Annotated in this window: 21 protein-coding genes, 1 tRNA gene and 1 other RNA gene; 15 read left to right on the top strand and 8 right to left on the bottom strand. The window is 55.1% G+C overall.

All coding sequences use genetic code 11. The features are described 5' to 3' along the window. The first annotated feature begins 262 nt into the window (after positions 1-262). The 12 genes from dnaG (at position 263) to G491_RS0109040 (ending at position 14,584) form a co-directional block, all read left to right on the top strand. A complete protein-coding gene (dnaG, locus tag G491_RS0109090; RefSeq protein WP_035218286.1) occupies positions 263-2,062 on the top strand; it encodes a DNA primase in 1,800 nt (599 codons plus the stop codon). 17 nt (positions 2,063-2,079) lie between these two features. Then, positions 2,080-3,867, top strand: coding sequence for an RNA polymerase sigma factor RpoD (rpoD, locus tag G491_RS0109085; protein WP_028314369.1), 1,788 nt, complete (start codon positions 2,080-2,082; stop codon positions 3,865-3,867). A 52-nt stretch (positions 3,868-3,919) separates the two neighbouring features. Beyond that, a tRNA-Ile gene (locus tag G491_RS0109080) sits at positions 3,920-3,992 on the top strand. Between the two features lie 192 nt (positions 3,993-4,184). Further along, complete coding sequence (locus G491_RS0109075; RefSeq protein WP_015947825.1) at positions 4,185-4,988, top strand: Nif3-like dinuclear metal center hexameric protein; 804 nt, start codon at positions 4,185-4,187, stop codon at positions 4,986-4,988. Between the two features lie 17 nt (positions 4,989-5,005). Then, positions 5,006-5,722 (top strand): zinc ribbon domain-containing protein, encoded by a 717-nt coding sequence (locus G491_RS33615; protein WP_015947824.1) that lies wholly within the window; start codon positions 5,006-5,008, stop codon positions 5,720-5,722. Positions 5,723-5,728: 6 nt separating this feature from the next. Beyond that, positions 5,729-6,116: RNase P RNA component class A (rnpB, locus tag G491_RS33665), an RNA gene on the top strand. A gap of 93 nt (positions 6,117-6,209) precedes the next feature. After that, positions 6,210-6,962, top strand: coding sequence for an ABC transporter ATP-binding protein (locus tag G491_RS0109065; protein ID WP_015947823.1), 753 nt, complete (start codon positions 6,210-6,212; stop codon positions 6,960-6,962). Further along, complete coding sequence (locus G491_RS0109060; protein WP_028314368.1) at positions 6,959-8,131, top strand: SufB/SufD family protein; 1,173 nt, start codon at positions 6,959-6,961, stop codon at positions 8,129-8,131. Before G491_RS0109065 ends, G491_RS0109060 begins: the two co-directional genes overlap by 4 nt. A gap of 2 nt (positions 8,132-8,133) precedes the next feature. Continuing rightward, the gene (locus G491_RS0109055) at positions 8,134-9,441 is read left to right on the top strand and encodes an HPr family phosphocarrier protein (protein ID WP_015947821.1); all 1,308 of its coding nucleotides are present in this window, start codon (positions 8,134-8,136) and stop codon (positions 9,439-9,441) included. A gap of 130 nt (positions 9,442-9,571) precedes the next feature. Further along, the gene (locus G491_RS0109050) at positions 9,572-11,704 is read left to right on the top strand and encodes a fused MFS/spermidine synthase (protein WP_028314367.1); all 2,133 of its coding nucleotides are present in this window, start codon (positions 9,572-9,574) and stop codon (positions 11,702-11,704) included. Between the two features lie 251 nt (positions 11,705-11,955). Continuing rightward, positions 11,956-13,323 carry an HDOD domain-containing protein gene (locus G491_RS30075; RefSeq protein ID WP_015947819.1) on the top strand — a complete coding sequence of 456 codons (1,368 nt, stop codon included), beginning with the start codon at positions 11,956-11,958 and terminating at the stop codon, positions 13,321-13,323. Between the two features lie 46 nt (positions 13,324-13,369). Then, positions 13,370-14,584: an EAL and HDOD domain-containing protein gene (locus G491_RS0109040; protein WP_028314366.1), complete on the top strand. Its 1,215-nt coding sequence runs from the start codon at positions 13,370-13,372 to the stop codon at positions 14,582-14,584. Here the strand turns inward: G491_RS0109040 and G491_RS0109035 are convergent. The 8 genes from G491_RS0109035 to apgM form a co-directional block, all read right to left on the bottom strand. Next, positions 14,539-15,312, bottom strand: coding sequence for an acyl-CoA dehydratase activase (locus G491_RS0109035; protein ID WP_015947817.1), 774 nt, complete (start codon positions 15,310-15,312; stop codon positions 14,539-14,541). The two genes, G491_RS0109040 and G491_RS0109035, sit on opposite strands and share 46 nt — an antisense overlap. A gap of 2 nt (positions 15,313-15,314) precedes the next feature. Next, positions 15,315-16,592 carry a double-cubane-cluster-containing anaerobic reductase gene (locus tag G491_RS0109030; protein WP_028314365.1) on the bottom strand — a complete coding sequence of 426 codons (1,278 nt, stop codon included), beginning with the start codon at positions 16,590-16,592 and terminating at the stop codon, positions 15,315-15,317. Positions 16,593-16,636: 44 nt separating this feature from the next. Further along, the gene (locus G491_RS0109025) at positions 16,637-17,128 is read right to left on the bottom strand and encodes a hypothetical protein (RefSeq protein ID WP_028314364.1); all 492 of its coding nucleotides are present in this window, start codon (positions 17,126-17,128) and stop codon (positions 16,637-16,639) included. A 65-nt stretch (positions 17,129-17,193) separates the two neighbouring features. Further along, positions 17,194-17,577 carry an FAD-dependent oxidoreductase gene (locus tag G491_RS0109020; RefSeq protein WP_028314363.1) on the bottom strand — a complete coding sequence of 128 codons (384 nt, stop codon included), beginning with the start codon at positions 17,575-17,577 and terminating at the stop codon, positions 17,194-17,196. Between the two features lie 27 nt (positions 17,578-17,604). Then, positions 17,605-18,060 carry a hydrogenase iron-sulfur subunit gene (locus G491_RS0109015; protein WP_015947813.1) on the bottom strand — a complete coding sequence of 152 codons (456 nt, stop codon included), beginning with the start codon at positions 18,058-18,060 and terminating at the stop codon, positions 17,605-17,607. Between the two features lie 14 nt (positions 18,061-18,074). Continuing rightward, positions 18,075-19,352, bottom strand: coding sequence for a (Fe-S)-binding protein (locus G491_RS0109010; RefSeq protein WP_051327151.1), 1,278 nt, complete (start codon positions 19,350-19,352; stop codon positions 18,075-18,077). Positions 19,353-19,572: 220 nt separating this feature from the next. Continuing rightward, positions 19,573-20,127: a nucleotidyl transferase family protein gene (locus tag G491_RS0109005; RefSeq protein WP_084511444.1), complete on the bottom strand. Its 555-nt coding sequence runs from the start codon at positions 20,125-20,127 to the stop codon at positions 19,573-19,575. Between the two features lie 34 nt (positions 20,128-20,161). Further along, positions 20,162-21,469 (bottom strand): BPG-independent phosphoglycerate mutase family protein, encoded by a 1,308-nt coding sequence (gene apgM / locus G491_RS0109000; RefSeq protein ID WP_028314360.1) that lies wholly within the window; start codon positions 21,467-21,469, stop codon positions 20,162-20,164. Between the two features lie 125 nt (positions 21,470-21,594). On the opposite strand from apgM, the gene G491_RS30070 reads away from it, so the two are divergent. From G491_RS30070 to G491_RS30065, 3 genes are all read left to right on the top strand, one after another. Then, positions 21,595-22,233, top strand: coding sequence for a PHP domain-containing protein (locus tag G491_RS30070; RefSeq protein ID WP_015947809.1), 639 nt, complete (start codon positions 21,595-21,597; stop codon positions 22,231-22,233). 56 nt (positions 22,234-22,289) lie between these two features. Continuing rightward, positions 22,290-23,171, top strand: coding sequence for a DUF2156 domain-containing protein (locus G491_RS0108990; RefSeq protein WP_028314359.1), 882 nt, complete (start codon positions 22,290-22,292; stop codon positions 23,169-23,171). Between the two features lie 167 nt (positions 23,172-23,338). Beyond that, on the top strand, positions 23,339-24,430 hold the full coding sequence (locus G491_RS30065) for a 4Fe-4S binding protein (protein WP_051327140.1): 1,092 nt from the start codon (positions 23,339-23,341) through the stop codon (positions 24,428-24,430). Positions 24,431-24,453 lie beyond the last annotated feature (23 nt).

Genomic DNA, 24,453 nt, shown 5'->3' with positions numbered 1-24,453 from the left:
TAACTTCTGATGGTTGATGATCGTGTTTTGTGGCGTCAGGCTTTTTGCCAGGGGGGCTAAAAGTTTTTTGATTACCGCCGCACAAAATAAGCTGGCTCGCCAAGGGGCCAATTCCCGGATGGGCTCACGTCTTCACCGGATGCTACAGCTACTGTTGCGTCCTGAGACGCGGGCCTTGCGTATTTTATAGCCCCTGGCTCTTTTTTGTTCGCCGCCGGACGTGTTATGCGACCGGCCCTGGTTCCTTTTGAAAGGATGTATTTTGGCTCGTTTTTCTCCGGACGACCAGATCTCCCATGTGAGAAACTCCGTCAATATAGTAGACGTGATTTCGGATTACATGGTTCTGAAGAAAGCCGGTAATAACTTTGTGGGCCTATGTCCTTTTCACGCCGAAAAAACCCCTTCCTTTTCCGTTAACCCGGATCGCCAGTTCTTCCACTGTTTTGGATGCGGCGAAGGAGGGGACGTCTTCGATTTTGTCATGCGCCAGAACAATCTCACATTCCCCGAAGCCCTGGCCTCTTTGGCCGCCCGCGCGGGAATTGAGCTCGCCCCCCGAAAAATGACGCCGCAGCAGCAAAAAATCGTGGCCGAAAGGGACGCCCTTTATGCGGCTAACGACTTTGCCCGGGACTTTTTCGTAAAAAGCCTCAACGCCCCCCAGGCGTCCCAGGCAAGGGAATACCTGAAAAAAAGGGAAATGCCCCAGGAAACGCTCAAAACCTTTATGCTGGGCTTCGCCCCGGATGAATGGCGGGCCCTCTCCGGTTTCCTGCAAGGGAAAGGGGTTCCTTCGCACAGGGCCGAAAAAGCCGGTTTGCTGGTGCAAAAGGAAGGCGGCGGAAACGTCTACGACCGATTCCGCAACCGCATTATTTTCCCCATACACGATATTAGCGGAAGAATTGCAGGCTTTGGGGGCCGGGTGATGGATGACGCCCTTCCCAAATACCTCAATTCTCCCCAAACGCCCATTTATGATAAAAAACGGATGCTTTACGGCCTGTATCAGGCGCGCCAGGAGTGCCGGAAAACCGGAGTCGCCTTCATGGTGGAAGGCTATTTTGACGTTCTGGCCCTATACGCCCACGGCATTCGGAATGCAGTGGCCACCTGCGGCACAGCCCTTTCCCCGGACCACGTCCGCATAATAAAAGGGTACGCCAAAAAAGTGGTGCTGGTCTTTGACTCGGATACGGCGGGAATCAATGCAGCCCGGAAAAGCCTGCCTCTTTTTGAGGCCGAAAAGGTGCAGGCCAAGGTGCTTGTCCTGCCTGCAGGGCACGATCCTGATTCCTTTGTTCGCGATTTTGGCGCTAAAGATTTTTTGGAAGCTGCCGAAAATAGCCAGGATATGATTCCATTTCTTATGGAATCGGCTATAGCCAGGCACGGACTCTCCATTGAAGGCAAGGCCAATGTCGTGGCGGAGATCAAGGAGCAGGTCGCGGCCGTCTCGGACGGCGTAACCCGTTCCCTGTACATTAAGCAAATCGCCGAAAAGCTGGGCGTGGACGAGGCGGCAGTGCTTGACGCGGTAAGGGACGCCGCAAAAACCCGACCCAAAAGACTGCCGGGAACCGTCCATGAGGAACAAGCCAAACCCGCCGAACCGGCTCCGGACAGGATGGAAACGGCCATTTTGCAAATGATGGTCCGCTGCCCGGAATGCGCCCCGAAAGTGGCGGAGAAGCGTTTGATCAAGTATTTCTCCTCCAATCGGGTGCGGGCCTTGGGCCTGCGCATCCTGGAGTTCATCCAGGCGGGAGGGGATCCCGAAGGCGCAGGCATCATGAACCTGGCCGTGGAACAGGACGACCGGAGCCTGCTGGCGCGGATTTTGGCCCATGACGACCCCCTGGAGCTCCCGGGGTGTATGGCGATCATAGACCAGTTTGAGCAAAGCATCACCCGAAGGAACCATGCTGAATTGGACCGCAGGATTCAGCAAGCCCAGACGGAAGGCCATCACGACCTGGCCCTTCGTTTATTGGTTGAAAAGAACGAGTTGTTAAAGGCGTTACAGGTCCGGAACCTCAAGGTCGGGGCCAAATATTAGCAAAGGAGCGATACTCCATGGCAAAGGCAAAAGGGAAGGCAAAGTCCGAAGAAATCAAGCAAGCGCAAGCCGGACTACAGGAGCTTATCTCCAAAGGCAAAAAGCAGGGATATTTAACCTATGATGAGTTAAACGAAGCCCTCCCCGAAGATATGGTGTCCTCCGATCAAATAGACGACACCCTTATGATGTTCGATGAGATGGACATCGAAATCCTGGACGGTAAAAAAATCACGGTCAGCGACTCCTCTAAAATGGACGATGACTCCAAGGACCAGGATTCCGAACCGGAAGTCCCCAAGCCCGACCTTCTGGATGCGGGAGGGTCTTCCGACCCGGTCAAGCTGTATCTTCGTGAAATGGGAATGGTTTCCCTCCTGTCGCGGGACGGGGAAATAGAGATCGCCAAAAAAATCGAAGAAGGGGAGCAGGAAGTCCTGAAAGCCCTTCTGGAAACCACCATCGGCGTGGAGCATTTGATAGACCTCAGGACCGAAATGGCCGAGGGCGAGGTTCGCCTTAAGGATGTGCTTAGGGACGTGGATGAAGGCGAGAATTTTGTGGATGAGTCCACCCAGATGGCGCGCATCTCGGAGATTCTGGACAGCATCGCAGCCATCCATCAGGAAAATATGGAGTTCCGGGAAAAGCTCTTCGGCTCCGGGCCTCCCCTGGATCCTGAAGAACGCCGCCGGGTCCGCAGAAGCGTCAACCGCCGAAACAGGCGTATTTTCGCCTTGTTGAAGGATTGGCGCCTGGAGCACCAGGTGGTCAGTGAAATCGAGAGCAAGATTTATCGCCAGATCGACTGGTTCGAAGCCCAGCACGAGGGCTTGAACTGCTGCGCCCAGAACCTGGGGGTGGCGGTTTCCGATCTCAGGAGCCACTGCTCCTGCCTGGAGGATTTCTGCTCCTGGGCCGGCGAGTGCTGCGATCTGGAAGAATCCCAGTTAAAAGTATATTACTACCAAGTGGTGGAAATACAAACTTCCATCCGCGACCGGGAACTGGCCCTGAAGGCCAACAGCCTGGCCCTGAAAAGGGTGAGGGCCTGCATTTGGTCGGGCCGCGGCAAGGCCAAGGATGCAAAAGCCGAGCTGATTCGCGCAAATTTGCGGCTGGTTGTGAGCATTGCCAAAAAATACACTAACCGGGGCCTTCAATTTCTTGACCTGATACAAGAAGGCAACATAGGCTTAATGAAGGCGGTGGATAAATTTGAATACCGCAGAGGGTATAAGTTTTCCACGTACGCAACCTGGTGGATCAGACAGGCCATAACCAGGGCCATCGCCGATCAGGCCAGGACCATCCGTATACCGGTGCACATGATTGAGACCATCAATAAACTGATCAGGACCTCTCGGTATTTGGTCCAGGAATTGGGGAGAGAGCCCACCCCCGAGGAAATCGCCCAAAAAATGGAGTTTCCTTTGGAAAAGGTCCGTCGTGTGCTGAAAATCGCCAAGGAGCCCATTAGTTTGGAGACCCCCATCGGCGAGGAGGAGGACAGCCACTTGGGCGATTTTATTGAGGACAAGAAGTTTATGCTTCCTTCGGAAGCTGCTATCAGCTTGAACCTTGCGGAGCAGACCAGAAAGGTCTTGGCCACGCTGACCCCCAGAGAGGAAAAGGTTCTGCGCATGCGGTTCGGCATAGGAGAAAAGGCCGACCATACATTGGAAGAGGTAGGGAAAGACTTCTCTGTCACCAGGGAGCGCATCAGGCAAATTGAGGCTAAAGCGCTGCGCAAGCTGCGTCATCCCTCTAGAAGTCAAAAACTTAAGAGTTTTATTGACCTCTAAGGCTTGACATCATCCCCAATGTGGTGTTTTATGCCCAGATTGCTTTGGGAATGGGCCCATAGCTCAGCTGGAAGAGCCACCGGCTCATAACCGGTAGGTCCCTGGTTCGAACCCAGGTGGGCCCATCATCGCCCTGAAGATCCGAAAGCATGGTCCAAGGGCGCCAAAGGAGTCCGGACGTTAGGGGAAAAGGAAATTGCTAAACACAATTGTAAAATACTGGACAGGGAAGCATCAGAAAACACCCTCCAGGACTAAAGGGGCGCGGGCAGCACACACCGCGCCTCTTTTTATTTAGCGAAGGGGAGAGGCGACCAATGCCGCAGGCCCGGGTCAGGGACATAGTTGAAATCATTGAAAACGCAGCGCCTCCTGCGCTGGCGGAGACCTGGGACAACACCGGCTTGGCCCTTGGCCGCATGGACGATCCGGTTAAAAAGATCTGGACGGCCCTGGATCCTCTTCCCTTGGTGGTGGAAGCTGCCTGTAAAAACAATGTGGACATGCTTTTCACCCACCATCCTTTGCTTATCCGCCCCCTGAAAAGCCTGGACCTTGCCACGCCCATGGGAGCAATCATCTCCCTGGCCGTCAGGCATAATCTGACCTTATACTCCGCCCACACAAACCTGGACAAAACCCGCGGGGGCGTCAACGACATCCTGACCCAACGCCTTGGCCTGGAGTCCGAAAAAGACCTTGTCCCCGGCCAGGCGGACCAGCCCGGACTGGGACGCGTGGCCCGCTTGCCGGAACCGGGCGCCTTGGAGGACGTTATCGCACGGGTCAAGGAGCGCCTGGGCCTCAAATGGGTCCGGGCGGTAGGAAACAAAAATCTACAGGTGGACGCTATTGCCCTATGCTCCGGAAGCGGTTCTTCGCTGCTCCCGGAGTTTTTTGCTTCTGGGGCTCAGGTTTACCTTACCGGAGATATGGGATATCACCACGCACGGAGCGTGGAAGACGCCGGACTGGCGTTTATAGACGTGGGCCATTTCGCCTCGGAGCACCTTATGGTGGAGGCCATGGCCCATTTCATTCAGGAACAATGCGACGCTCAGGGGCTGGATGTAATCACAGAACCCTGCAGTTTGGAACAAGACCCTTTTGCCATTTATTGACTTTTAACGGAGGAGTTGTGAAAGAACAAATTCAAGCACTGGTTCAGCTACAGGATATTGACAACCAGGCCAACAAGGTCCAGATCGAACTGGAGGAGGGGCGCGCCAAGCTCACCTCGCTGGAAACCGATTTACAGGAACTGGCCGAGAAAATCAGCATCCAGACGGAAGAAATGCAAGCCGTGCAGAAAAGGCAGAGGGAATTGGAGGGGGAAATAGAGGCTGCGAAAGCCCTTGCGGAAAGAAGCCGTGAGCGCCTTTCGTCCATAAAAAGCAACCGGGAGTATAAAGCCCTTCTTAGGGAGATCGATGACGGCTCCAAACGGATTGCCGACATGGAGGAAGAGGTCATGGAAATCATGACCCAGGTGGAGGAAACCCAAAAAGTCATAAGCGGCCTGGAAGAAGAAAAGAAGGCCGTGGCGACTGCGGTTGAGGATGAAACCGCCAACGTTTCCTCCCGCTCCGCAGACGTGGAAAAAAAGCTCAAAACCTTCGAATCCTCCAGGTCGAAAATCTGCGCATCCGTGGAACCGCAAATTTTGTCCCGGTACAATTTGATTTTGCGCAACAGGGACTCCATGGCCATGGCCGCGGTGGAAGACGCCGTATGCAAGGCCTGCCACATGGGAATTCCGCCCCAGATATACAATGAATTGCAGGTGGGCGACAGAATGTTGTTTTGCCCTCACTGCGACCGTATATTATATTGGCGAAAGCCTGAAGAAGAATAGCGGGCCAGAGGAGACCAGGCGGCCGCCGGGTTTCACCTCCCGGAGGAAAGTCCGAACACCGCAGGGCAGGGTGCTCCGTAACGCGGAGTCGCGGCAACGCGAAGGCAAGTGCAACAGAAAGTATACCGCCTGGCAGTCTCGCTTTTGAGCGGGCCTGCCCGGTAAGGGTGAAACGGTGCGGTAAGAGCGCACCAGTTCCCCGGGCGATCGGGGAAGCTGGGTAAACCCCACCCGGTGCAAGACCAAATAGGGGAGCTCATGCAGCGGCCCGCTGTAGGCTCCCGGGTAGGTTGCAAGAGGCGTCGGGCAACCGGCGCCCTTAGATGAATGGCCGCCGCCCTGGCCGGGGCGACCCGACCAGGGAACAGAATTCGGCTTACGGTTTCCTTTGACCCGCTAAACTGCCTTGATCCAAATAGCAGGGATGGCCGGGCCCCTTCCGCGGAGGGGGCTGGAACACGACTAACCTTATACTAGGAATAGCGCGATGCTGCTTATCGAAGACCTGGGCGTGCAGGTGGGGGACAAACCCATCCTGAAAAACGTCAACATGGAAATTCCCGATGGGGAGACCCACGTCCTGTTCGGCCCCAACGGATCGGGCAAGACCACCCTGATGATGACTATCATGGGCTTCACCGGCTACACGGTCACCCACGGTAAAATCACCTTTAAAGGGCATGACGTCACTTTCATGCCCATCAACGAGCGTGCGGAGCTGGGCATAGGGGTGCTTTTTCAAAGGCCGCCCACCATCCATGGCCTTAAAACCCGCACCCTGGTGGAAATCTGCCGGAAAAATCCAAACACGGACATCGACGCCCTGGCCGAAGACCTGGCTTTCAAGAGCTTTCTGGAGCGGGACGTGAACGAAAATCTGTCCGGCGGCGAGATCAAACGCTCCGAACTGCTGCAACTGCAGGCCCAGGAGCCGGATCTTTTGCTTTTGGATGAGCCGGAAAGCGGCGTGGACCTGGAAAACATGGCCGTGGTGGGCGACGCCATCAACCGCCTGCTTCATCGGGGCGTTCCGAAGAATCCCACCTGCAAACTTCCCTCAAAAAGAGAGAAAAAGTCCTGCCTGGTCATCACTCATACAGGATACATCCTGGACTACATCACCGCGGATCGCGGACAGGTCCTGTACGACGGCGTGCTCCGGTGCAGCCAGAACGCCCGGGAAATCCTCAAATGGATCCGTGAATACGGTTATGCGGAATGCGTGGGGTGCCCTCAATGAAAAATGACAACCAAGCAAAAAATCCTCGTTTGTCCGACTATCAAGCAGGTCAGACCAATCACGAATATCTTGCGGACCTGAAAGCCATCAACCCGGCGGACGCCGACAAGTTCCTGAGCGTGGGCGTGGACGCCTCCGAAGACTTCCGGGCCGGCACCTTCATCGTCAAGGATCAGTCCGTACTCCATAGCAAAACCAAGCAAAAAGGGGTGGACATCATGTCCATCACCCAGGCCAAAGATAAGTTCGACCTGTCTCCCTACCTGTGGAAGGGCGTGGATCCCGGCAAAGACGAATACACCTCCTGGGCGCACGAACAGCCCGCGGAAGGGTACTTCATCCGAAGCCAGCCCGGCCAGATCATTCAGGCGCCGGTCCAGTCCTGTCTATACATTGAGAAGGAGCAGTTCGCCCAGAACGTGCATAATCTGGTGATCGCCGAGGAAGGCTCGCACCTGTCCATTATCAACGGATGCGCCACCTCGCCCCATCTCATATCCGGCCTGCACGTGGGCATTACCGAGTTTTACGTTAAAAAAGGCGCAGTCCTTTCTTTCACCATGATTCACGACTGGGGCAAGGAAGTGAACGTCCGGCCCCGGACCGTGGGCTACGTGGAAGAAGGCGGCGTGCTCATATCCAATTACATTTCTTTGAGGCCCGTGGGGTCGCTTCAGATGTCTCCCACCACCCATTTGCGCGGAAGGGGCGCCATAGCCCGTTTTAACAGCATTCTGGTGGCGGACAAGGGCAGCACCCTGGATGTGGGCTCCAACGTCATCCTGGAGGCGCCGGAAACCAAGGCGGAAATCATCTCCCGGGCGATTACCTTCGGCGGGGACATCCTGGCCAAAGGTAAGCTGGTGGGACTGGTTCCCGAAGTCAAAGCCCATCTGGAATGCAAGGGACTGATTCTCAAAGACGGCCTGATGCTGGCCATTCCGGAGCTGGAAGCTCATGTGCCGGGCGTGGAAATGTCCCACGAAGCGGCGGTGGGAAAAATTGACAACCGGGAAATTGAATATCTCATGGCCAGAGGCTTGACCGAGGAAGAGGCGGTTTCCACCATTGTCCGGGGGTTCCTGAACGTGGATATTGAGGGGTTGCCTTCGGGCCTGAAACAACGCCTGGATAAAGTGATTAGCGAAACCGAGAAGGACATGTTCTGATTATGACGGACGCCGCGCCCAGGGAGCTTAGTTTTCAAGAAAAAGTAGCGATTTTTTCCGCTGATTACCTCAAATGCTGTAAATATCTCATGCAAGTGGAGCCGGGCAGGGACACCTTCACTAAAAGGCTGTACTCTTTGTTGATTGCCTCCTCGCAGCTATTGGAGGATTTGCTCGATTTCCACGGCGCCAAGAATAATAGAAACTGGTATTATTACAGGGAGCTATGCGCAACGGTCAGGCATCTTTCCAGGGCGGCGTATTCTCAAAAGCATATTTTCAACCGCATGCCCTTTTATGAGCTGGAATCCCCCAAGGATTTCGACGCCCAGGGGGAAAGGGCCCTGGCCTTCTTAACCAGATGCCTCCAACGCCTTGCTCCGGCTATTCTGGAGGAAGCCAGGCGCCTGCAAATCCCCGTTCCTGACGACATGTTCTCGCCTTCCGACTTTCCCAGGGTTTCTACGGATGAGATCCTGGAGTCTGATATCGACGACGCTGAAAAGCACCAGAAAAAAGAGAGCATCGTCGGCCTGGCGAGCGAATTCTTGAATATTGTCAAGACATTCGATCATCTCGCCTTTTACGAGCCCCTGACCATTGAGCAAATTCAGAACCTGGTTCCGTCCAAAGCCAATGAAGTGCAAATTCGCAAATACGAGATGGTGGTGCATAACCTCCAAAGCGAGTTTGACTCTTACGTGATCCACGGCGGATACCGGTCAGGCAATCGCGGGCTCAAGAAGTTCCGCAGCTATTTTTCCATTGTCCTGCACTTGTTGGAGTTCACCGGCGGCCTGTTGCACTATTATGAACGGCATTTATTGGACGCCGGATTCAAGAACGTCTACAAACAGGTCAGCGATCGTCTGATGGAAGTGATCAACGGCGATGAACTGCTTGAAGTCACGGTGAACTACGGCCTGTTTTACGTCTGCGAATTCCTGACTCAGGGCATGAATCTGGCCCAGGATGTCCTGAACGAAAACATGAAGCGGGACTCCATTACCGTGGGCGTGCCGCAAAAGCTGGGCTTCCACTCCCGGCCGTCCCTGATGGTGGCCAAGGTGGTGCAGCATTACGGCGGCCAGGTGGAGATGATCGTGAACGGCGACCGCTTTGACGCCAGCAGCGTGTTGGACATGCAGTGGGCCGGCGGCAAGATAAAAAAGGAAAACGTGGACGAGGTGATGTTCACCGGAGACGTCCGCGCTTTGCACGATCTGGCCATCTTGGCCAGCGTCAATTATGGAGAGGATTCCATGGGCAAAGGGGTGGCTTTGCCCAAAGAGCTGGACTATTTGAAATAAAAAAGGCCGCGGCCCGCCTATTTTTTTAATTGCGCTGGTATTATGTGCGGGCGGTTTTAAGGCGCGGCCTGCGCATGCACGCTTTTGCGCCTTGCGTCTTTCTCCCGTTCCTTCCATTGCACCGGAAAAGATGAAGCTCACCCGTTTTCACATATGCCTCCTGACAGTGGGCGCCTCCTCCGTGGCCACACAGCTTGTGGTCGTCCGGGAATTTATGTCCACCTTCGGCGGCAACGAGTTGGTGGTGGGCGTCGCCCTGGGAATCTGGCTGCTTGCCGGAGGTCTGGGCAGCAAAATCGCCGCGCGTCTGGCGCGCTCCACGGGCTCCCCTCTGCGTCGCCTTTTTGCAGGCCACCTGATTCTCGCTGTATTGCCCCTGATGCAAATCGCCGCCATTCGCGCGCTTCCCCTCCTTTGGGTCAGGGGGCAGATGCTGGGATTAAGCTCCTCCACGGTGTTCGGCGCCATCATCATTCTTCCCTATGTGCTGGTCAGCGGAGCCATGATCCCTTTAGCCGTCAGGCTGGATCAAAGCGGCGGCGCCGCGGCCAGGGCGTATGTCACGGACACAGTGGGGGATATCCTGGGCGGGCTGGTTTTTTCCCTTATCCTGGTCCATTTTTTCTCCCATTGGCAGACCTTGGCTTTTTTCGGCTTGCTGCATGCCTTGGCCGCCGCGATCCTGGGGCGAAAGGATCGGCCCCTGCTTTCCTATGCCCTGAGCGCTTGCATTGCCGCAATGATTGCTTTTAGCTTTTTGCTGGCCCCCGCGTCCCGGTCCTGGCGACTCCCGGGGCAGGAAATCATCACCTGGAAAAACAGCCCGTTTTGCCAGCTTGCCATTACCCGGACGGGCGATCAATACAATGTGTGGCAGGACGGCATCCTGCTTTTTTCTTCCGATGAAGCCAGCGTGGAAGCTCTGGTGCATCCGGCCATGTGCCAGGTTCCGGAAGGCGCGAGGGTGCTGGTTGTTGCAGGCGGCGTATTTGGCTCCATTGAAGAAATAGCCAAACACGCGCCTTCCGGAATAGATTATGTGGAACTGGACAAAAGCATTCTTAATCTGGACGACCGTTTGTTTCACAGCCTGAAGCGTCCGGAAGTCAGCGCCCACGTGGGCGACGGGCGACTGTTCATCAAAGAGTCAAAGCGGAAGTACGATGTAATCATCATCGACTTGCCTGACCCGGAAAACGCCCAGATCAACCGGTTTTACACCCAGGATTTTTTCAAGGAAGCCAAAAGGTCTCTGCATCCGGAAGGCGTCCTTTACTTCTCCCTGGCGGGAGCGGACAACTACCTGGAGAAAGGCGGCCTGGCCCTTAACCGGACCGTTTTCCAGGCTTTGGAAAAAACCTTTGCCCACGTACTGGTATTTCCGGGCATTACCCACTATTTTATGGCTTCCGAATCGCCCTTGGACCCGGACGTCTCCGGCGTCCTGGCTGCAAGAAACATTTCCACAAGACAATTGGTTGACATAGATTTGGCAACCATGACGGATCCGTTCCGTATGGACAACCTGGCAGACCTCCTGAATGAAGAGGCGGTGAAGCCAAACAGGGACTTAAGCCCCTGGGCCTTCGGCCACATGTTGGATCTATGGATGACAAAGTCAAAAAGTTCTCAATGGCTGTTTTGGGGCGTTACCATGCTGGTTTTAAGCCTGGCGGTTATGGCGGGCTTTAAAGATCGGATTCGCTTTGCCATAATGACTTCCGGCTTTGCCGGCATGGGCGTGGAGCTTGCTTTGGTCCTTTTGTTCCAGGTGGTTTACGGCTACGCCTATACGATCCTTTGCCTGTTCATCACCCTTTTTATGGTCGGCGCGGCCGCCGGGGGATACTTGTCCCTGAAGGGCGAAAAAAACGCCGTGAAACGCTATAAAAGGGGCGAAACAGGGCTTATGGCGGCGGCGTTGCTGGCCCTTGCGTGCGGACCTGTGTGCGTTCATGCGGCCCACGGGTGGGTTTTGTCCCTCATGGGCTACGTTGTCCTGCCTCTTTTGATTGCAGCCTCCGGCTGGTTTGTCGGCGGGCAATTCGCAGCCGCTTCCAGGATATGCTCCGGGCACGAAGCGCAAATTACGGCCAATCTCTATTGGGCGGACCTGGCGGGCGCCGCGGGCGGCGCTCTGGTGATGGGTTTGGTCCTGTTGCCCAAGCTGGGAATCCAGGGAGTTTTGGTTTGTTTGTTACTGGTAAAATTATTGTCTTGGCTGGTAAATAGGAATTTTTCCTCCGGCATGACATATTCTTGACGTCATTTATCCTTCGCCTTTTTTGCTCCAGGCTTACCGACCGCACCGCTTGTTTGCATCCGTGAAATTTTTCAGCACTTTGTATGAGCGCGGTCTCCATAAAATTTCACTCTTCTTTCCTTTGTTTTTTATCGTCTCTTGAAAAAATTAGGAACCTGGACTGCTTTTTGCATCAAATCCAAGTATTGTGTTGCTTTAGGGCGAAGTTTTTTGCCGAACCCATTTGCAAATAAACTAAAAGGCCTACGACAATGATGAAACAAATGTTTTTAGGCACGGAATATGTAGATTCAGGATGCTACGCCATCAGCGGAAGGCGCAAGGCGGTGCTGCAAGCTGTTTTAGGAACCTGTGTGGGAGTGGTCATTAGAGATCGTGAGGCCGGCATAGGGGGCATTTGCCATCTGCTGCTGCCGGAGCCCGCCGGAACTTATGAGGCTTGGCCCAAAGAACGATATGCGACCACAGGCCTCCCCTTATTCATAGCTGACCTGGAAGCGCACGGCGCTTCTAAAAAGCGGATGGAAGCCTTTGTGGCGGGCGGCGCCCTGGTGGGGCCCATATCCAACCTGGACTTGGAGTTGGACGTAGGCGGGCGGACTGCGGAAAAGGTTTTTGAAATCCTAGCGAAGGAGGGGATTCCCGTCGTCCGTTCGGAAACAGGGGGGTATTTCACCTGCAATTTAAGGCTGGATTTAAGCGCCATGGAGCCGGAAATCATTCCCCCTGAGGATTTGATACCAGCGACCGAAATTGATTTGAAAAAACCCACCGAGGAAGAGTTGAACTCCCTGATCAGCCGGGTTCGGCCCATCCCTCAGATCGCCCTTAAAATCACCAGGATGATCCAGGATGAGCAATCGGATCTAAAGGATTTGGCCCAGGAAATCCGGCAGGATCAGGTGATCGCCGCCAAAGTGTTGAATCTGTGCAATTCCGCCTTTATCGGCCTGGGCAGGAAGGTGAGGTCCATTGATGAAGCCATCCTTGTACTGGGCGACAAAACCCTGTTGCAGATAGCCGTTTCCGCGTATGTGGAGATATTTTACTCCAGCCATAATCATGACGGATACTCGCTCTGCAAAGGCGGCTTGTTCCACCATGCTGTCGGCATGGCCCGTTTGTGCGAAAGGCTTGCCCGAAAGCTAAAGGTTGTGCCGCCGGAGGTGGCCTATACCGCCGGCCTTCTCCACGACATAGGCCGGGCCGCCCTGGATCAATACGTGTGCAAGGCGTTTCCCCTGTTTTATCGCCGCACCCAGGTGGGAGAGGAATCCTTGACCGAAGCCGAGCAGGATCTCATAGGGATCAGCCATACGGAAGCCGGGCGACGCCTGGCGGAAGCGTGGGAATTGCCCAATATTTTGCAGGCTGCCATTTGCTGCCACCATAATCCTTCCCAGGCCAAAAAGGGCAAAACCATGGCCTGCCTGGTCTATGTGTGTGAGGTATTAATGTCCAGATTCAACACCGGCCTGGAGTTGGAGAATATGAGCCCCGCGCATATGGAATCCAGTATGAAAACCCTGGGGCTTGGGCCTCACATGCTTCCTAAAATGGCGGAACTGGTGCCGGCGTATATTTCGTTGGGGCCGGGAGCCTTGATGACGGATAGATAATAAGATTTTGTATATATGAAGGAAGCGATACGAAGAGGACTAACGCATGAAGGCATATGTAGCCCGGCAGCCAATTTTGGATAGAAAGCAAAGGGTGTATGGGTATGAACTCCTGTTTCGCACAAGCATGGAAAACAGTTTTCCGGACCTGGATCACGAGACCGCCACCAACAGATTGCTTTCCGATAGCTTTTTGACTGTCGGCCTTGAAAATCTGGCCGGAAAATCCAGGGCTTTTGTAAATTTTCCCGAAAATTTGCTTTTGGAGAAAATTCCGCTGCATCTGCCTTTTACCAGAATGGTGGTGGAAATCCTGGAAACCGTGCGGCCCACCCCGGAATTGGTGGAAGCCTGCAGGAGTATGTCGGATCAAGGCGTTCGCTTTGCTTTGGATGATTTTGTGCTGACGCCGGATTGGCATCCCCTCCTGGAAATTGCGAACATTGTGAAGTTCGACGTCCTTTCCACTCCCCAAAACGAACTGGTGGATATGCTGGACCAAGTATCCTGCTATCCGGTGCGTTTGCTGGCGGAAAAGGTGGAAACCCATGAAGAGTTTCAGAAGTACTTAGGGATGGGTTTTGAGTATTTTCAGGGCTACTTTTTTTCCAAGCCCGCCATTGTCCAGTCCACAGGGATTCCTCCCCTAAAAATCAATCTGTTGGCAATCATGGCTAAAATAGCGAATCCAAATTTATCCCTGAACGAACTGGAAGAGCTGATCGGCAGGGACGCCGGCATCTCCTACAAGCTGCTGCGTTACATCAATTCGGCCTATTTCGCCACGGTGCAGAAAGTATCCTCCATACGGCATGCCGTCAGCCTGCTGGGGCTGGATGCGATCAGGCGCTTCACTTCATTGTTGATGATGAATCAACTGGGGGTGGACAAACCTGACGAGTTGGTGCTTAGCTCGGCTATCCGAGCCAGGTTTTGCGACCTGTTGGGGCGGTGCTCCACGTCCAAGGGGGACATGCAGATAGACTTGTTTACTTTAGGCCTTTTTTCTCAACTGGACGCCTTGCTGGACGACTCCATGGAAAACTGCATTAACCAACTTCCTTTGGAAGGCGCCATCAAGGACGCCTTGATCCATAATAAGGGAGAGGGCGCATTTTTTTTAAAATTGGTGCAAAACTACGAGCGCGGCAACTGGGAGGAGGTGCACAAATGCGCCCAAAAACTTGGCCTCCCGGATCATAATATACCCGCCTGCTATTTGGAGGCGGTGGAATGGGCCCGAGCTTTGGAAGCCCCGTAAAGAGCGGCGCCCAGGGCGCCCGTCATTTCAGGATTTTGCGGAATGCAAAGATTCATGGCAAGATCCTGCTCCAGCAATTTCACCATGCACGGATTGCGTGCAACCCCGCCCGTAAACACCACTGGGTCGTTCAAACCCACCCGCTTAAGCATGGACAGGCTGCGCCTCACCACCGAATGATGAAGGGCCAGGGCGATGTCAGAGGCTTTGCATCCTTTGGCCATTAATGAGGTGGCCTCCGTCTCGGCGAAAACCGTGCACATGCTGTTTATGCTGACTCCCGGCCTTCCGGTCAATGCAAAGCCCCCGAATTTCTCCAAGGGCTGCGACAGGCTGGTTGCCATAAACTCCAAAAACTTGCCCGTGCCTGCGGCGCAGCGGTCGTTCATTTCAAAGCGGGAGATTTTGCCGTTGGGCAAAAGGGCCATGGCTTTGGTGTCCTGGCCGCCTATGTCCAGGACGGTTCGCGCTTCCGGGAACAGTTCCCTGACTCCCAGGGCGTGCGCTTGGATTTCCGTAATCGCCTGAGCGTTCAGGTTGTCAGAAATCAGCTTACGCCCGTAGCCGGTGGCCGTCAGGCTGTCCCAGGACAAGCCCTCCATAATATGGGAGGCCTGCCCCAGGGGATCGTAACCGGTGTCGGTCTTTCTCCATTCCACAATCCGGCCCTTTTGCAGCAGCACAAGCTCCATGCTGCGAGAGCCAATATCCAGTCCTGCAAAAATCATAATCAGCCGATCATTTCCACAAAGGCTTCCACCCGGGTTTTAAGCTGTTCGGCGTCTTCCGGGCTGTAATCCGTTTCAATTCTGAGCATGGGGATGCCTTCCTTCTCCATCCTGGATTCCAGGCCCATGGCTTCTATCTGGTAAGGCTGGCAAAAGTTCAGGGCGTATTGGATGACGCCGTCCGCCTTGTAGTCTTTTGCCATTTGGACGATGTGGTCCGCCCTGTCTTCATTGGGGGTGAAGATGGCGCAGTCGATTTTGAAATAGCGATCCACAATGGCTTCCATCAGGGATTCCACGTCCTGGCCCGAGTCGTCGGTCAGGTTGCGAAGCCCTCTTTCGCCCACGCAGGATTCCTCGCCCACGATGACGGCGCCGGAGCTTTCCACAATCCAGGGCAGCTTCCAGTTGGGCACTGCCATGGGGCAGCCGCTCATAAGGATTCTGGGCGTCTTTTCCGGGAACACGGCCACATTGTCCTTAATGCGCTCTTCCAACTCGTCGCATAAGGCGTTTACCGACTCGGTAAAGCGGACGGGCGCATCATAAAAGGACACCTGGCTGGCCAAAAGTGCGTCCAGGCCGGAAATGGGTTCCGGATCGGCCTTGCGGAGAGCTTCCAGCCTGTGCATGGCCTGGCGCTTTGCATTGGTAATGGCAATGCCCTTTTTCAGGCTTTCCACGGTAATGGGGTTTCCGGTCAATTCCTCCACGGCCCTGGCGAACCGGACGAATTCCGCTTTCAGCAGCGCCCTGGCGTTTTCCGATTTGGTTTGGGGCAGGTCCATGACGTAAAGATTGGAAACCAGCTTGTTCAGCTCCTCGTAGGATTTTTTCTTGCCGTCGCAGGTGTTTTCCCCCACGATCATGTCCGCGGATTCCAGGTAGGGGCAGACCTTGCCGAGTTTAAAGCCGAAGGACGACTTGATGAGTGCGCAGGTGTTTCTGGGCAGCACCCGTTCCACTTCCTCCATGGCGAAGTCGCCGCCGGAGCATAAACCCACCAGGGTGGCGCCTGCAGCCCGGACGATTTCCTCGGGCACGAAAACGCAGTAGGAGCCGACGATCTTTTCGCCTTGCTCCCTGGCTTCCAGCATTTCCTTGATTCTAAGACCATGCACTTCGGACATGACAAAATTGAAATAGTCCATGCCTTTGGGCCTGTTGGCCTGGGAAAGAAATACATCCGTATACCCCTGGCCCAAAACCGCCAACAGCTGGTCGTGCGCGCCCAGGTCCATGCCTAACGATTTCCACATGCCTCCGTATTCAGAAGCCATTCAGCCCTCCTTAAATGATGTTTGTTTGAAAACTTTCTCAGACCTTAAGCGCTTTGGCCGCAAAGGCCGCAAAAGACTTTGCGCAAGGTCTGCTGGTCGATGGACTCGGGGTAAAAATGATCCTCTTCGTCCGGTTCCGGCTGGCTTTCAGAGCAGGCGCTGGATGGGAAATTTTGTCGGACTTTTAAAGCCCTTCCGATGGAAAGATCCTGGTCTAAAGAAAGGCCGCGGTTGGTTTCTATCCAGCGATCGCACTCATCATGACTGCCGACGAAAAGGACGTAGAAGGACTCTTTGTCCCAGGCGCAGACCGCTCTGTAGCCGGCGCCCAGATCGTACTTGACGCATTTGTCGATGCGGGCTTCCCCGTGCTTGGTCAATGACCCCAGTCTGCCGAAGTCGTCGGTCTCTCCGTCCACAAGGGCGTCAATGATGCTTTTGACCTTGTCAGCGGCGAGAGCCCCTTTTTTCCCGGCTCTGGACACGGTCCGAACCTGCTTATCGAATTTGGCGTCTAAATATACGCATTTAATCATGACGAAAACGCTGACAATTGCTTCAGGCGGGCGACCCCGGCGCTGCAGGATCGCCCGCCCGCTTATTAATTGACGATATTCTCCACCGGGCAGGCGTCCACGCAGGCCCTGCACCCGGTGCAATCTTCCAGTTTAATGCTTCTGGCTTTATTCTTGACGGAGACCCGAAAAGCGCCTTCCTTGCCTTCCACCTTTTCGATCTGGGAGTACGTCACCAGTTCGATGTTGGGGTGGCGGGCGGTTTCCACCAGATAAGGCGCCAGAATGCACATGGAGCAATCAATGGTGGGGAAGGTTTTGTCCAACTGGGACATAATGCCGCCGATGGCGGGCTCCTTTTCCAACAAATAGACGTAGTAGCCGGAGTCGGCCAGATCCAGCGCGGCCTTGACTCCTGCAACGCCCCCTCCCACAACCAGGGTGGAGCCTATTACAGTTTGACCTTCCATAGTCACGTCACCTTCCGTGAGCAAATCCTATCTCAACTCCCCGGGCAGGGCGTCCAGGCTGTTGACGGGATGCTTTACAAAATGATCTCCCGGCCCAAGCGCCTTGACGGCGTCAATGACTTCCAAGGCCACCCTCTGGAACTTGGTGGACTCGGCGGACGAGATCCACGAAAAATGCAGCCTGTCCTTTTCAATGCCCATGTGCTCCATGAGATTTTTGAAAAGGGCGAACTTGCGCCTGGCGTAAAAGTTGCCTTCAATGTAATGGCAATCTCCAGGATGGCAGCCCGACACCCACACCCCGTCCGCTCCGTGGCGGAATGCGGCCAGAATGAACTTGGGGCTGATCCTGCCGCTGCACGGGACGCGGATCACCCGGAAGCTGGGTGGATACTGCAAGCGGCTCACTCCCGCCAAGTCCGCTGCGCCGTATGTGCACCAATTGCAGAAAAACGCTGCGATTTTGGGTTCCCATTCGGACATTGTTTTCTCCTTGGTTATTTCTTGGCAAAGGGATCAGGGGTTCCGGGTTCTCCGGGCAGCCACACTTCCTTCAGGTCGTCTCCAAGATATTCGCGCTCGTTTTCGCCCAGCGCGCCCAGGGAAAGCGCCAGCATGGTCCAGAGGTGAACCGTCTGATAGCCGCCATCGTAGTGCTCGTTCAGGTCATGAATCTGGGCGTGGCAGTTATGGCAGGGCGTCACAACGTATGTCGCCTTGGTGGCTTTGATCTGGTTGAACTTCAGCCGTCCATATTCATACCGCGCTTCGGGAAAGCCGGATTGGAGGAATCCTCCGCCGCCGCCGCAGCAGAAGTTGTTGCACTTGTTGGGGGTCATATCCACAAAGTTGTCTTCGCCCACAATCTTTTTGACCACAAACCGGAGGTCGTCAGCCAGTGGGTCTTTGAAGCTCTTACGCACCTGCTGGCAGGGATCCTGGACCGTGAACTTGATTTGCAGGTCTTTGTTCCAATCGGAGCTGGGATTGAGCCTTCCTTCCCTGATCCACTTGGCGTAGTACATGACCATGGGCGCGATTTCGAGCTCAGTCTCAATATTGAATTTCTGCTGGCCCTTCCAGATGCTGTATGTGGAATGGCCGCATTCCGTGTTCAAATACACCTTGGCGCCAAGATCGCGGGCGGAATCCAGGCTCATCTTGGCGATCTTTTTCCAGTTTTCGTCGTCAGCCAGGAACATGCAGTAGTTCTCGCCGCCCCAGCCGGTGGTGGCATAGGTCCAGTCAATGCCGGCAAGATGCAAAATTTTCCACAACGGAATCATTTCATCCGGTTCGGTCACGGGCTCGCGGGAGTTCTGGGAGACGAAAAATTCCGCGCCCTGCTTGTTGACGGGCGCCTGCAATTCTTCCCATCCGGGCTGGGTCTCGCGGACTTCCTCCGCCACATCCTCGACCACAAACTGGAAGTCTTCCGGCGAAGCGCCCATTGCGCTGCAGGACTCGTTGCGCAAGGCCATGTCACAGCTTCCCAGGATGCCCTTGGGACGCTCTTCGCGGGGAGTAAGCTGGCGGGCCTCAAAAACCAGGCCGGCGATGTCGATGTTCATGGGACAAACGTAGGTGCACCGCTGGCACTGAGAGCAAAACCAAACCCAGTTTGTTTTGGCAATTTCCTCATCCAGGCCCAGGGCCGCCATGCGAAGGAACTTGCGGGGATCCATTCCCTCCAGGCCGGCCGCCGGACAACCGGAGGCGCAGGCGCCGCAAGTGAGGCATAAATTAAGATTTCCGCCGTCAGGCAGGATTTCCATGACTTTATTGATCAAGGCGCTTTTACTTCTTTTTCCAATGACAATAGGCGATTCCACAGTGTTCTCCTTATGGATAGAGTCTTATGATGCAAAAACGCGGGAAGAATATATAGATAGTATTAATCAGTCAAATTGATAATATTGATAAATAAGAGCGGCGATATTCCGAATGTCTATTTGTAGAATAGATTATTAGAATATCAAAGGGTTGCGAGCGAAGTCAGTTTGCGGCGGCCAAGGAGCGAATACAGGCCATGACGCTTTTTTCCTTTATGATTTCCGCAACGGAGGGCGGAACCAGGTGCTCCCAGGGCTGGCCTGCAATGATGGCCTGACGGATTTGGGTGGAGGTAATGCCTTTTTGTTCGGGGGGGCGTTTCCAAAGAACATGGACATTGAGCCCGTTTTCCTGGAGCATGGCCAGTTTGCGTTCTCCCCAGGCGTCGTAGATGGTCAAAAAGAATTTGGCGTCCAGGGGCGCATAATTCCCCCATAATTCCGGAAAATTGATGGGAAAGGGGACTACGGAGAAGTTGTCTTGGGGCAGGCCGGCTTCCCGCAGGGCTGCGTCCACCATGCGGAAACGGTCCCAATAAGACAAAGGGTTGGATTCCCGCTGGCTGCGGGCGGGGTCCGCGCCGTCCTCCCGGGTCATGGCGGGGTCTGGATTGGTAATGCCTATGACAAGGCGGTCGCATTGTTCCGCCCCGGCCAAAATGTATTTCATGTGATCGTTATGCAGAATTTGAAATCTTCCGTGGACGAGTCCGTACATCAATTTCTCCATGTGGAATTTGTGCAGCCGAAGGTCAAATGGTGAAAGGCTCCCTTGCGCCCGGCCAGAAAGGCTGGTCGTCCGGGGTGTCCATAGTCCCGTGCAGTTTGGCCAGGTCCAGGTGATTCAGGATGGTCAGCAAAAACTCCCGGCCCCTCAACTGCCCCAACGCGCCTTGGGCGCATGCGATTTCGCTGAACGCCTTAACCTGATCCACCCGCACTCCCTGGCCGAGCAAGGCCAAAGGCACGGTTTCTCCGGAGTGGATCAGCGGCCCCGTGGACGGGGTGGAATGGTCCGAGGTCACGACAATCAGGATGTCGGGATCGTCCAGGCGGTTGGCGAGGGCCTTTTTCAGGCCTTTATCCAGGGCTTCGATGGCTTGCACCTTCAAGCCTGCGTCCTTTTTATGCGCCGCTTCGTCCGGCGCTTTGGTGTGCACGTGAATCAAACCGTATTGGCCGGATTTTTCCAGGGCCTTATCCAGCCGGCGGGCAAGGTCTTCGCCTGGGTTGTCCGTGTCTCCATCCTTGATGACGTCCATGCCGATAAAACGGGCCAGACCGTGGTAGACGGCGCCGGAGGATATGCTCAGGCCCCGGATGCCCCACCGCCTGTGAAAGGGCTCCACGTCCGAATACGCCCCCGCCCGTTGCGTGACCACGGCGTTGGCCGGGGATTCCCCCCGCGCCTTGCGCTTGATGTTTACGGGATGCTCATCCAGGCGCTGATGGGCGAATCGCAGATACTCGTACAAAGCCTTGGCCGTGTTTACGGCCTTGGGATCGCTGGCGTGCGTGGACCAGGGGCGCACAGCGCACAAGGGGCCGCCGGGCGTCATGGTGTCGCTGTCCGTGATGAACCGGGAAACCGGCCCTCCTGCGGACAAAATGCCGTCCACGCCTTTGGTGTGATGAAATCGAAACCAGATGTCCCCGGTCTGCCAGAAGGCCACGGCCTCAATAAGCTCCCTGGCTTCCTGAACGCTGGCCCCAGGCCTTTTTTCCTCCAGAATCAACGCGCCGCCCTGGACGCTTACGTGGGAAAAATGGGTCAACAGGGCGATTTCCCCGGGATGCATGTCCAGGCCCCAGCCCAGGCCTTCCAGGAAGCCCCGGCCGGGAAATTCCTCGGGCCGGTATCCGAACATGGCGAAATGGGCGTTTTCACTGGGCAAGGCCTGGCCGGCAAGCCCGGCGTGGTAGGCGCCGCACGATCCCCGGGATGCCAACAGGTCCAAAAAAGGGGTGCGCGCCGCCTCCAGGGGCGTTTTGTTTCCCAGGTCAGGATAGGACCGGTCTCCCAGGCCGTCCAGCAATATGAGGATGCACGTCTTAGCCATGCTTCAAGCATATCATGGGGCGGTAATCGGCGCCAAGCCATACATTATTCCATCCTATAAATGCGCCGCGAAAGATTGGAATTATCGATTTGATCTATTGAGAAAATATTATTATACTTTTCACCATGATACTTGACCTCCACGTACATAGCACGGCGTCTCCGTGCAGCAACCTGACCATGGACCAGATCAAGGCCTTTGCCGGTCTGCGCGGCCTGGACGGGGTGTGCATCACGGACCACTATGAGGCCAGCGGCCCCGTCTCCTCCCGGGACGGGTTTATGCTGGACGGCCTGGTTGTGATTGTGGGGACGGAGTACGCCACGCCGCAAGGAGATCTGCTTTTGTTCGGGCCGGACCTGGATTTCCCCGGCGGTCTGTCCGCGGACGAGATTCTGGCCAGGATGGACGCCATGGGCGGGGCGGCGATTTTAGCCCATCCGTTCCGGAAAAAAAGGCCCGGAGAAGAGCGGCTCGCCGCCGACGGAATGGTCGCCGCCGTGGAAGAGATGAACGGCCGGAACACTTTTGAAGAAAACGGCATGATCGCCCAGTGGAAGGCCAAATACCCCATCAACACCGTAGGAGGCAGCGACGCCCATTCCCTGGAGGAGTTGGGCCGGTCCGCCACGCACTTCCCCCGGTTCGTCAACGGGTGGCAAGACCTGGTTGCGGCCCTTAAATCCGGAGAGGCCGCCCCCATCATCAACCAAATTTTTCCCCTGCCTGATTTCCTTTCAAACAATCAGTTGAACTGCGCCTGACCCTGGACTACAATTCATTCCGGCAGTTTTGAATTATAACCAAGCCGGAAGACGTCATGACTTTATCATTCGAGCCAATCAATCTGGACCGTCAAAATGCCTATCTGGATTTCCTTGCAAAGTGCCCGGAGCCCAGTTCGGAATACAGCTTCATCAACCTGTTCGCCTGGCAGGAAGCCCACGGCCTGGAATGGGCCTGGACCGGCCCTCTGGTCTGGATTCGCCAGACCCGCCCGCAAACCGTGTATTGGGCGCCCATGGGCGATTGGGAGTCTGTGGATTGGCCCCAAGCCCTGGAAGGATTAGGCGGCTCGGCCGCGTTTTCCCGCATTCCCGAAAAGCTGGCGGTTTTCTGGAGAAACGCACAGGGCCTTTCCATGCAATTGGAAGAGGACCGGGGCCAATGGGATTATCTGTACTCCGTCCCTGACCTGGTTGCGCTTAGCGGCAAAAAGTACCACTCCAAGAAAAATCACCTGAACCGCTTCAAAAAATCCTACCCGGCCCGGTACGTCCCCATGGACGCCTCCAACGCCAAAGAGGCCCTGAGTTTGCAGGAGTCCTGGTGCCAATGGCGGGACTGCGAGTCCGTGGAAACCCTGGCCGCCGAGAATGATGGCATTTCCAAAGTCCTGGACCACTGGGACTCCCTATCCAACATCATGGGCGGGCTTATCTATGTGGAGGATCAACTTGCGGCCTACACCATAGGCGAGGCCTTTTTACCCCATATGATGCTGATCCATTTTGAAAAAGGATCCCCCGATTTCCATGGCTCCTATCAGGCCGTCAACCAGCAATTCCTGGAAAACGCCGGCGCGGATTTCGCCTTGGTCAATCGGGAGCAGGACACAGGCGACGAAGGCCTGCGCAAGGCCAAGATGTCCTATCATCCCGTGGATTTCATCAAAAAGTTTAGGGCCTCATTTTCTGCTTGAGGATGATCGAGGGTGGGCGTGAAATTCAGCCCTGCTTTCCAACGCTTGACATAAAATACCCATGGGTATATTCTTATAAAATCGAGCGAACGTTCGATTAATTGGCGGCGAATTCTCTTTTCCGGCAAAGCCGCCTTTCATTAACCCGCACACATGGAGCCATGGCAATGGACGACCAGCTTTATCACCAACTCAGGGAACATGTCGACCAATACTCCGTGGGATTCAACGCCTCCGAATCCCAGGTGGAAATTGAGTTTTTAAAAGTGCTGTTTACGGAAGAAGAAGCCCGGATGTACCTGCATCTTCGCCGGTATCTGCAGCCTACCCATATCATTGCGGAAAAGGCCGGGATGGAGTTGGCGGAAGCGGAAAGAATTCTTACCGGCATGCTGAAAAAGGGCCTGACCTTTCCCAAGATAAAGGAAGACGCCAAATATTATTCCGTGGCTCCTTTCATGCACGGATTGCTGGAACACGCCTGCCTGTTGATGGCGGACAACCCGGAGTTCAAAGAGGTCGCCAAAAAGCTGCAAAAGTATCTTGCAAAAGAATACATACCCAAAGGCCGCCTTGTGAGAACCATCCCTGTGGAGGGGCAGGTCAATGCCGACCTGCCGGTGGCCCCTTATTACGATGTGGTCAAGATCATCCAGGGTAAGGATAAAATCGCCGTCACCCCCTGCGCCTGCGAGGCCAAAACCCGGATTATCGGCAAGCCCTGCAACCAGACCAAGGAAATGTGCATCAGCTTTGGCTTTTACGCCGAGCTTTACGCCGAAACCCTGAAAATCGGCCGGTATATCTCCCAGGAAGAAGCCATTGCCATCATCAAGCAGGCGGAGGAGGAAGGCCTGGTTCACCAATTGGCCGGGGACAAGCGGAGCGTGGAAGGCATTTGCAACTGCTGCCGGGAGTGTTGCGGGATTTTAAAGAGCTTCAAATTTTTCCCCAAACCGGCTTTGATGGCGACTTCGGACTACGTGGTGCAATTAAATGAAGAAGAATGCATCAATTGCGGAACCTGCGTGGAAAGGTGCCCCATGGACGCCTTTACGGAAGGCGAGGACGTTATCAGCGTGGATCCCGGCCGCTGCATTGGATGCGGGCTTTGCACCACCACATGCCCCACCGAGGCCCTGAGCCTGGAGATTCAGCCGGAGGAAAAACGGGTGGCGCCCTTCCAGCCGGAAAAATACGATTTTATCCGCTCCACCCTGGATTTTGAAGCAGACTTGGCCAAATACGCAGGGGAGTAGCAGACAAAAAAAGCCAGGCTGCG

The sequence above is a fragment of the Desulfatibacillum aliphaticivorans DSM 15576 genome (genome assembly GCF_000429905.1).
GTDB classification, from domain to species: Bacteria; Desulfobacterota; Desulfobacteria; order Desulfobacterales; family Desulfatibacillaceae; genus Desulfatibacillum; species Desulfatibacillum aliphaticivorans.
Note: the sequence above shows the minus strand (reverse complement) of the source record. Positions and strands in the feature narration are given on the sequence as shown.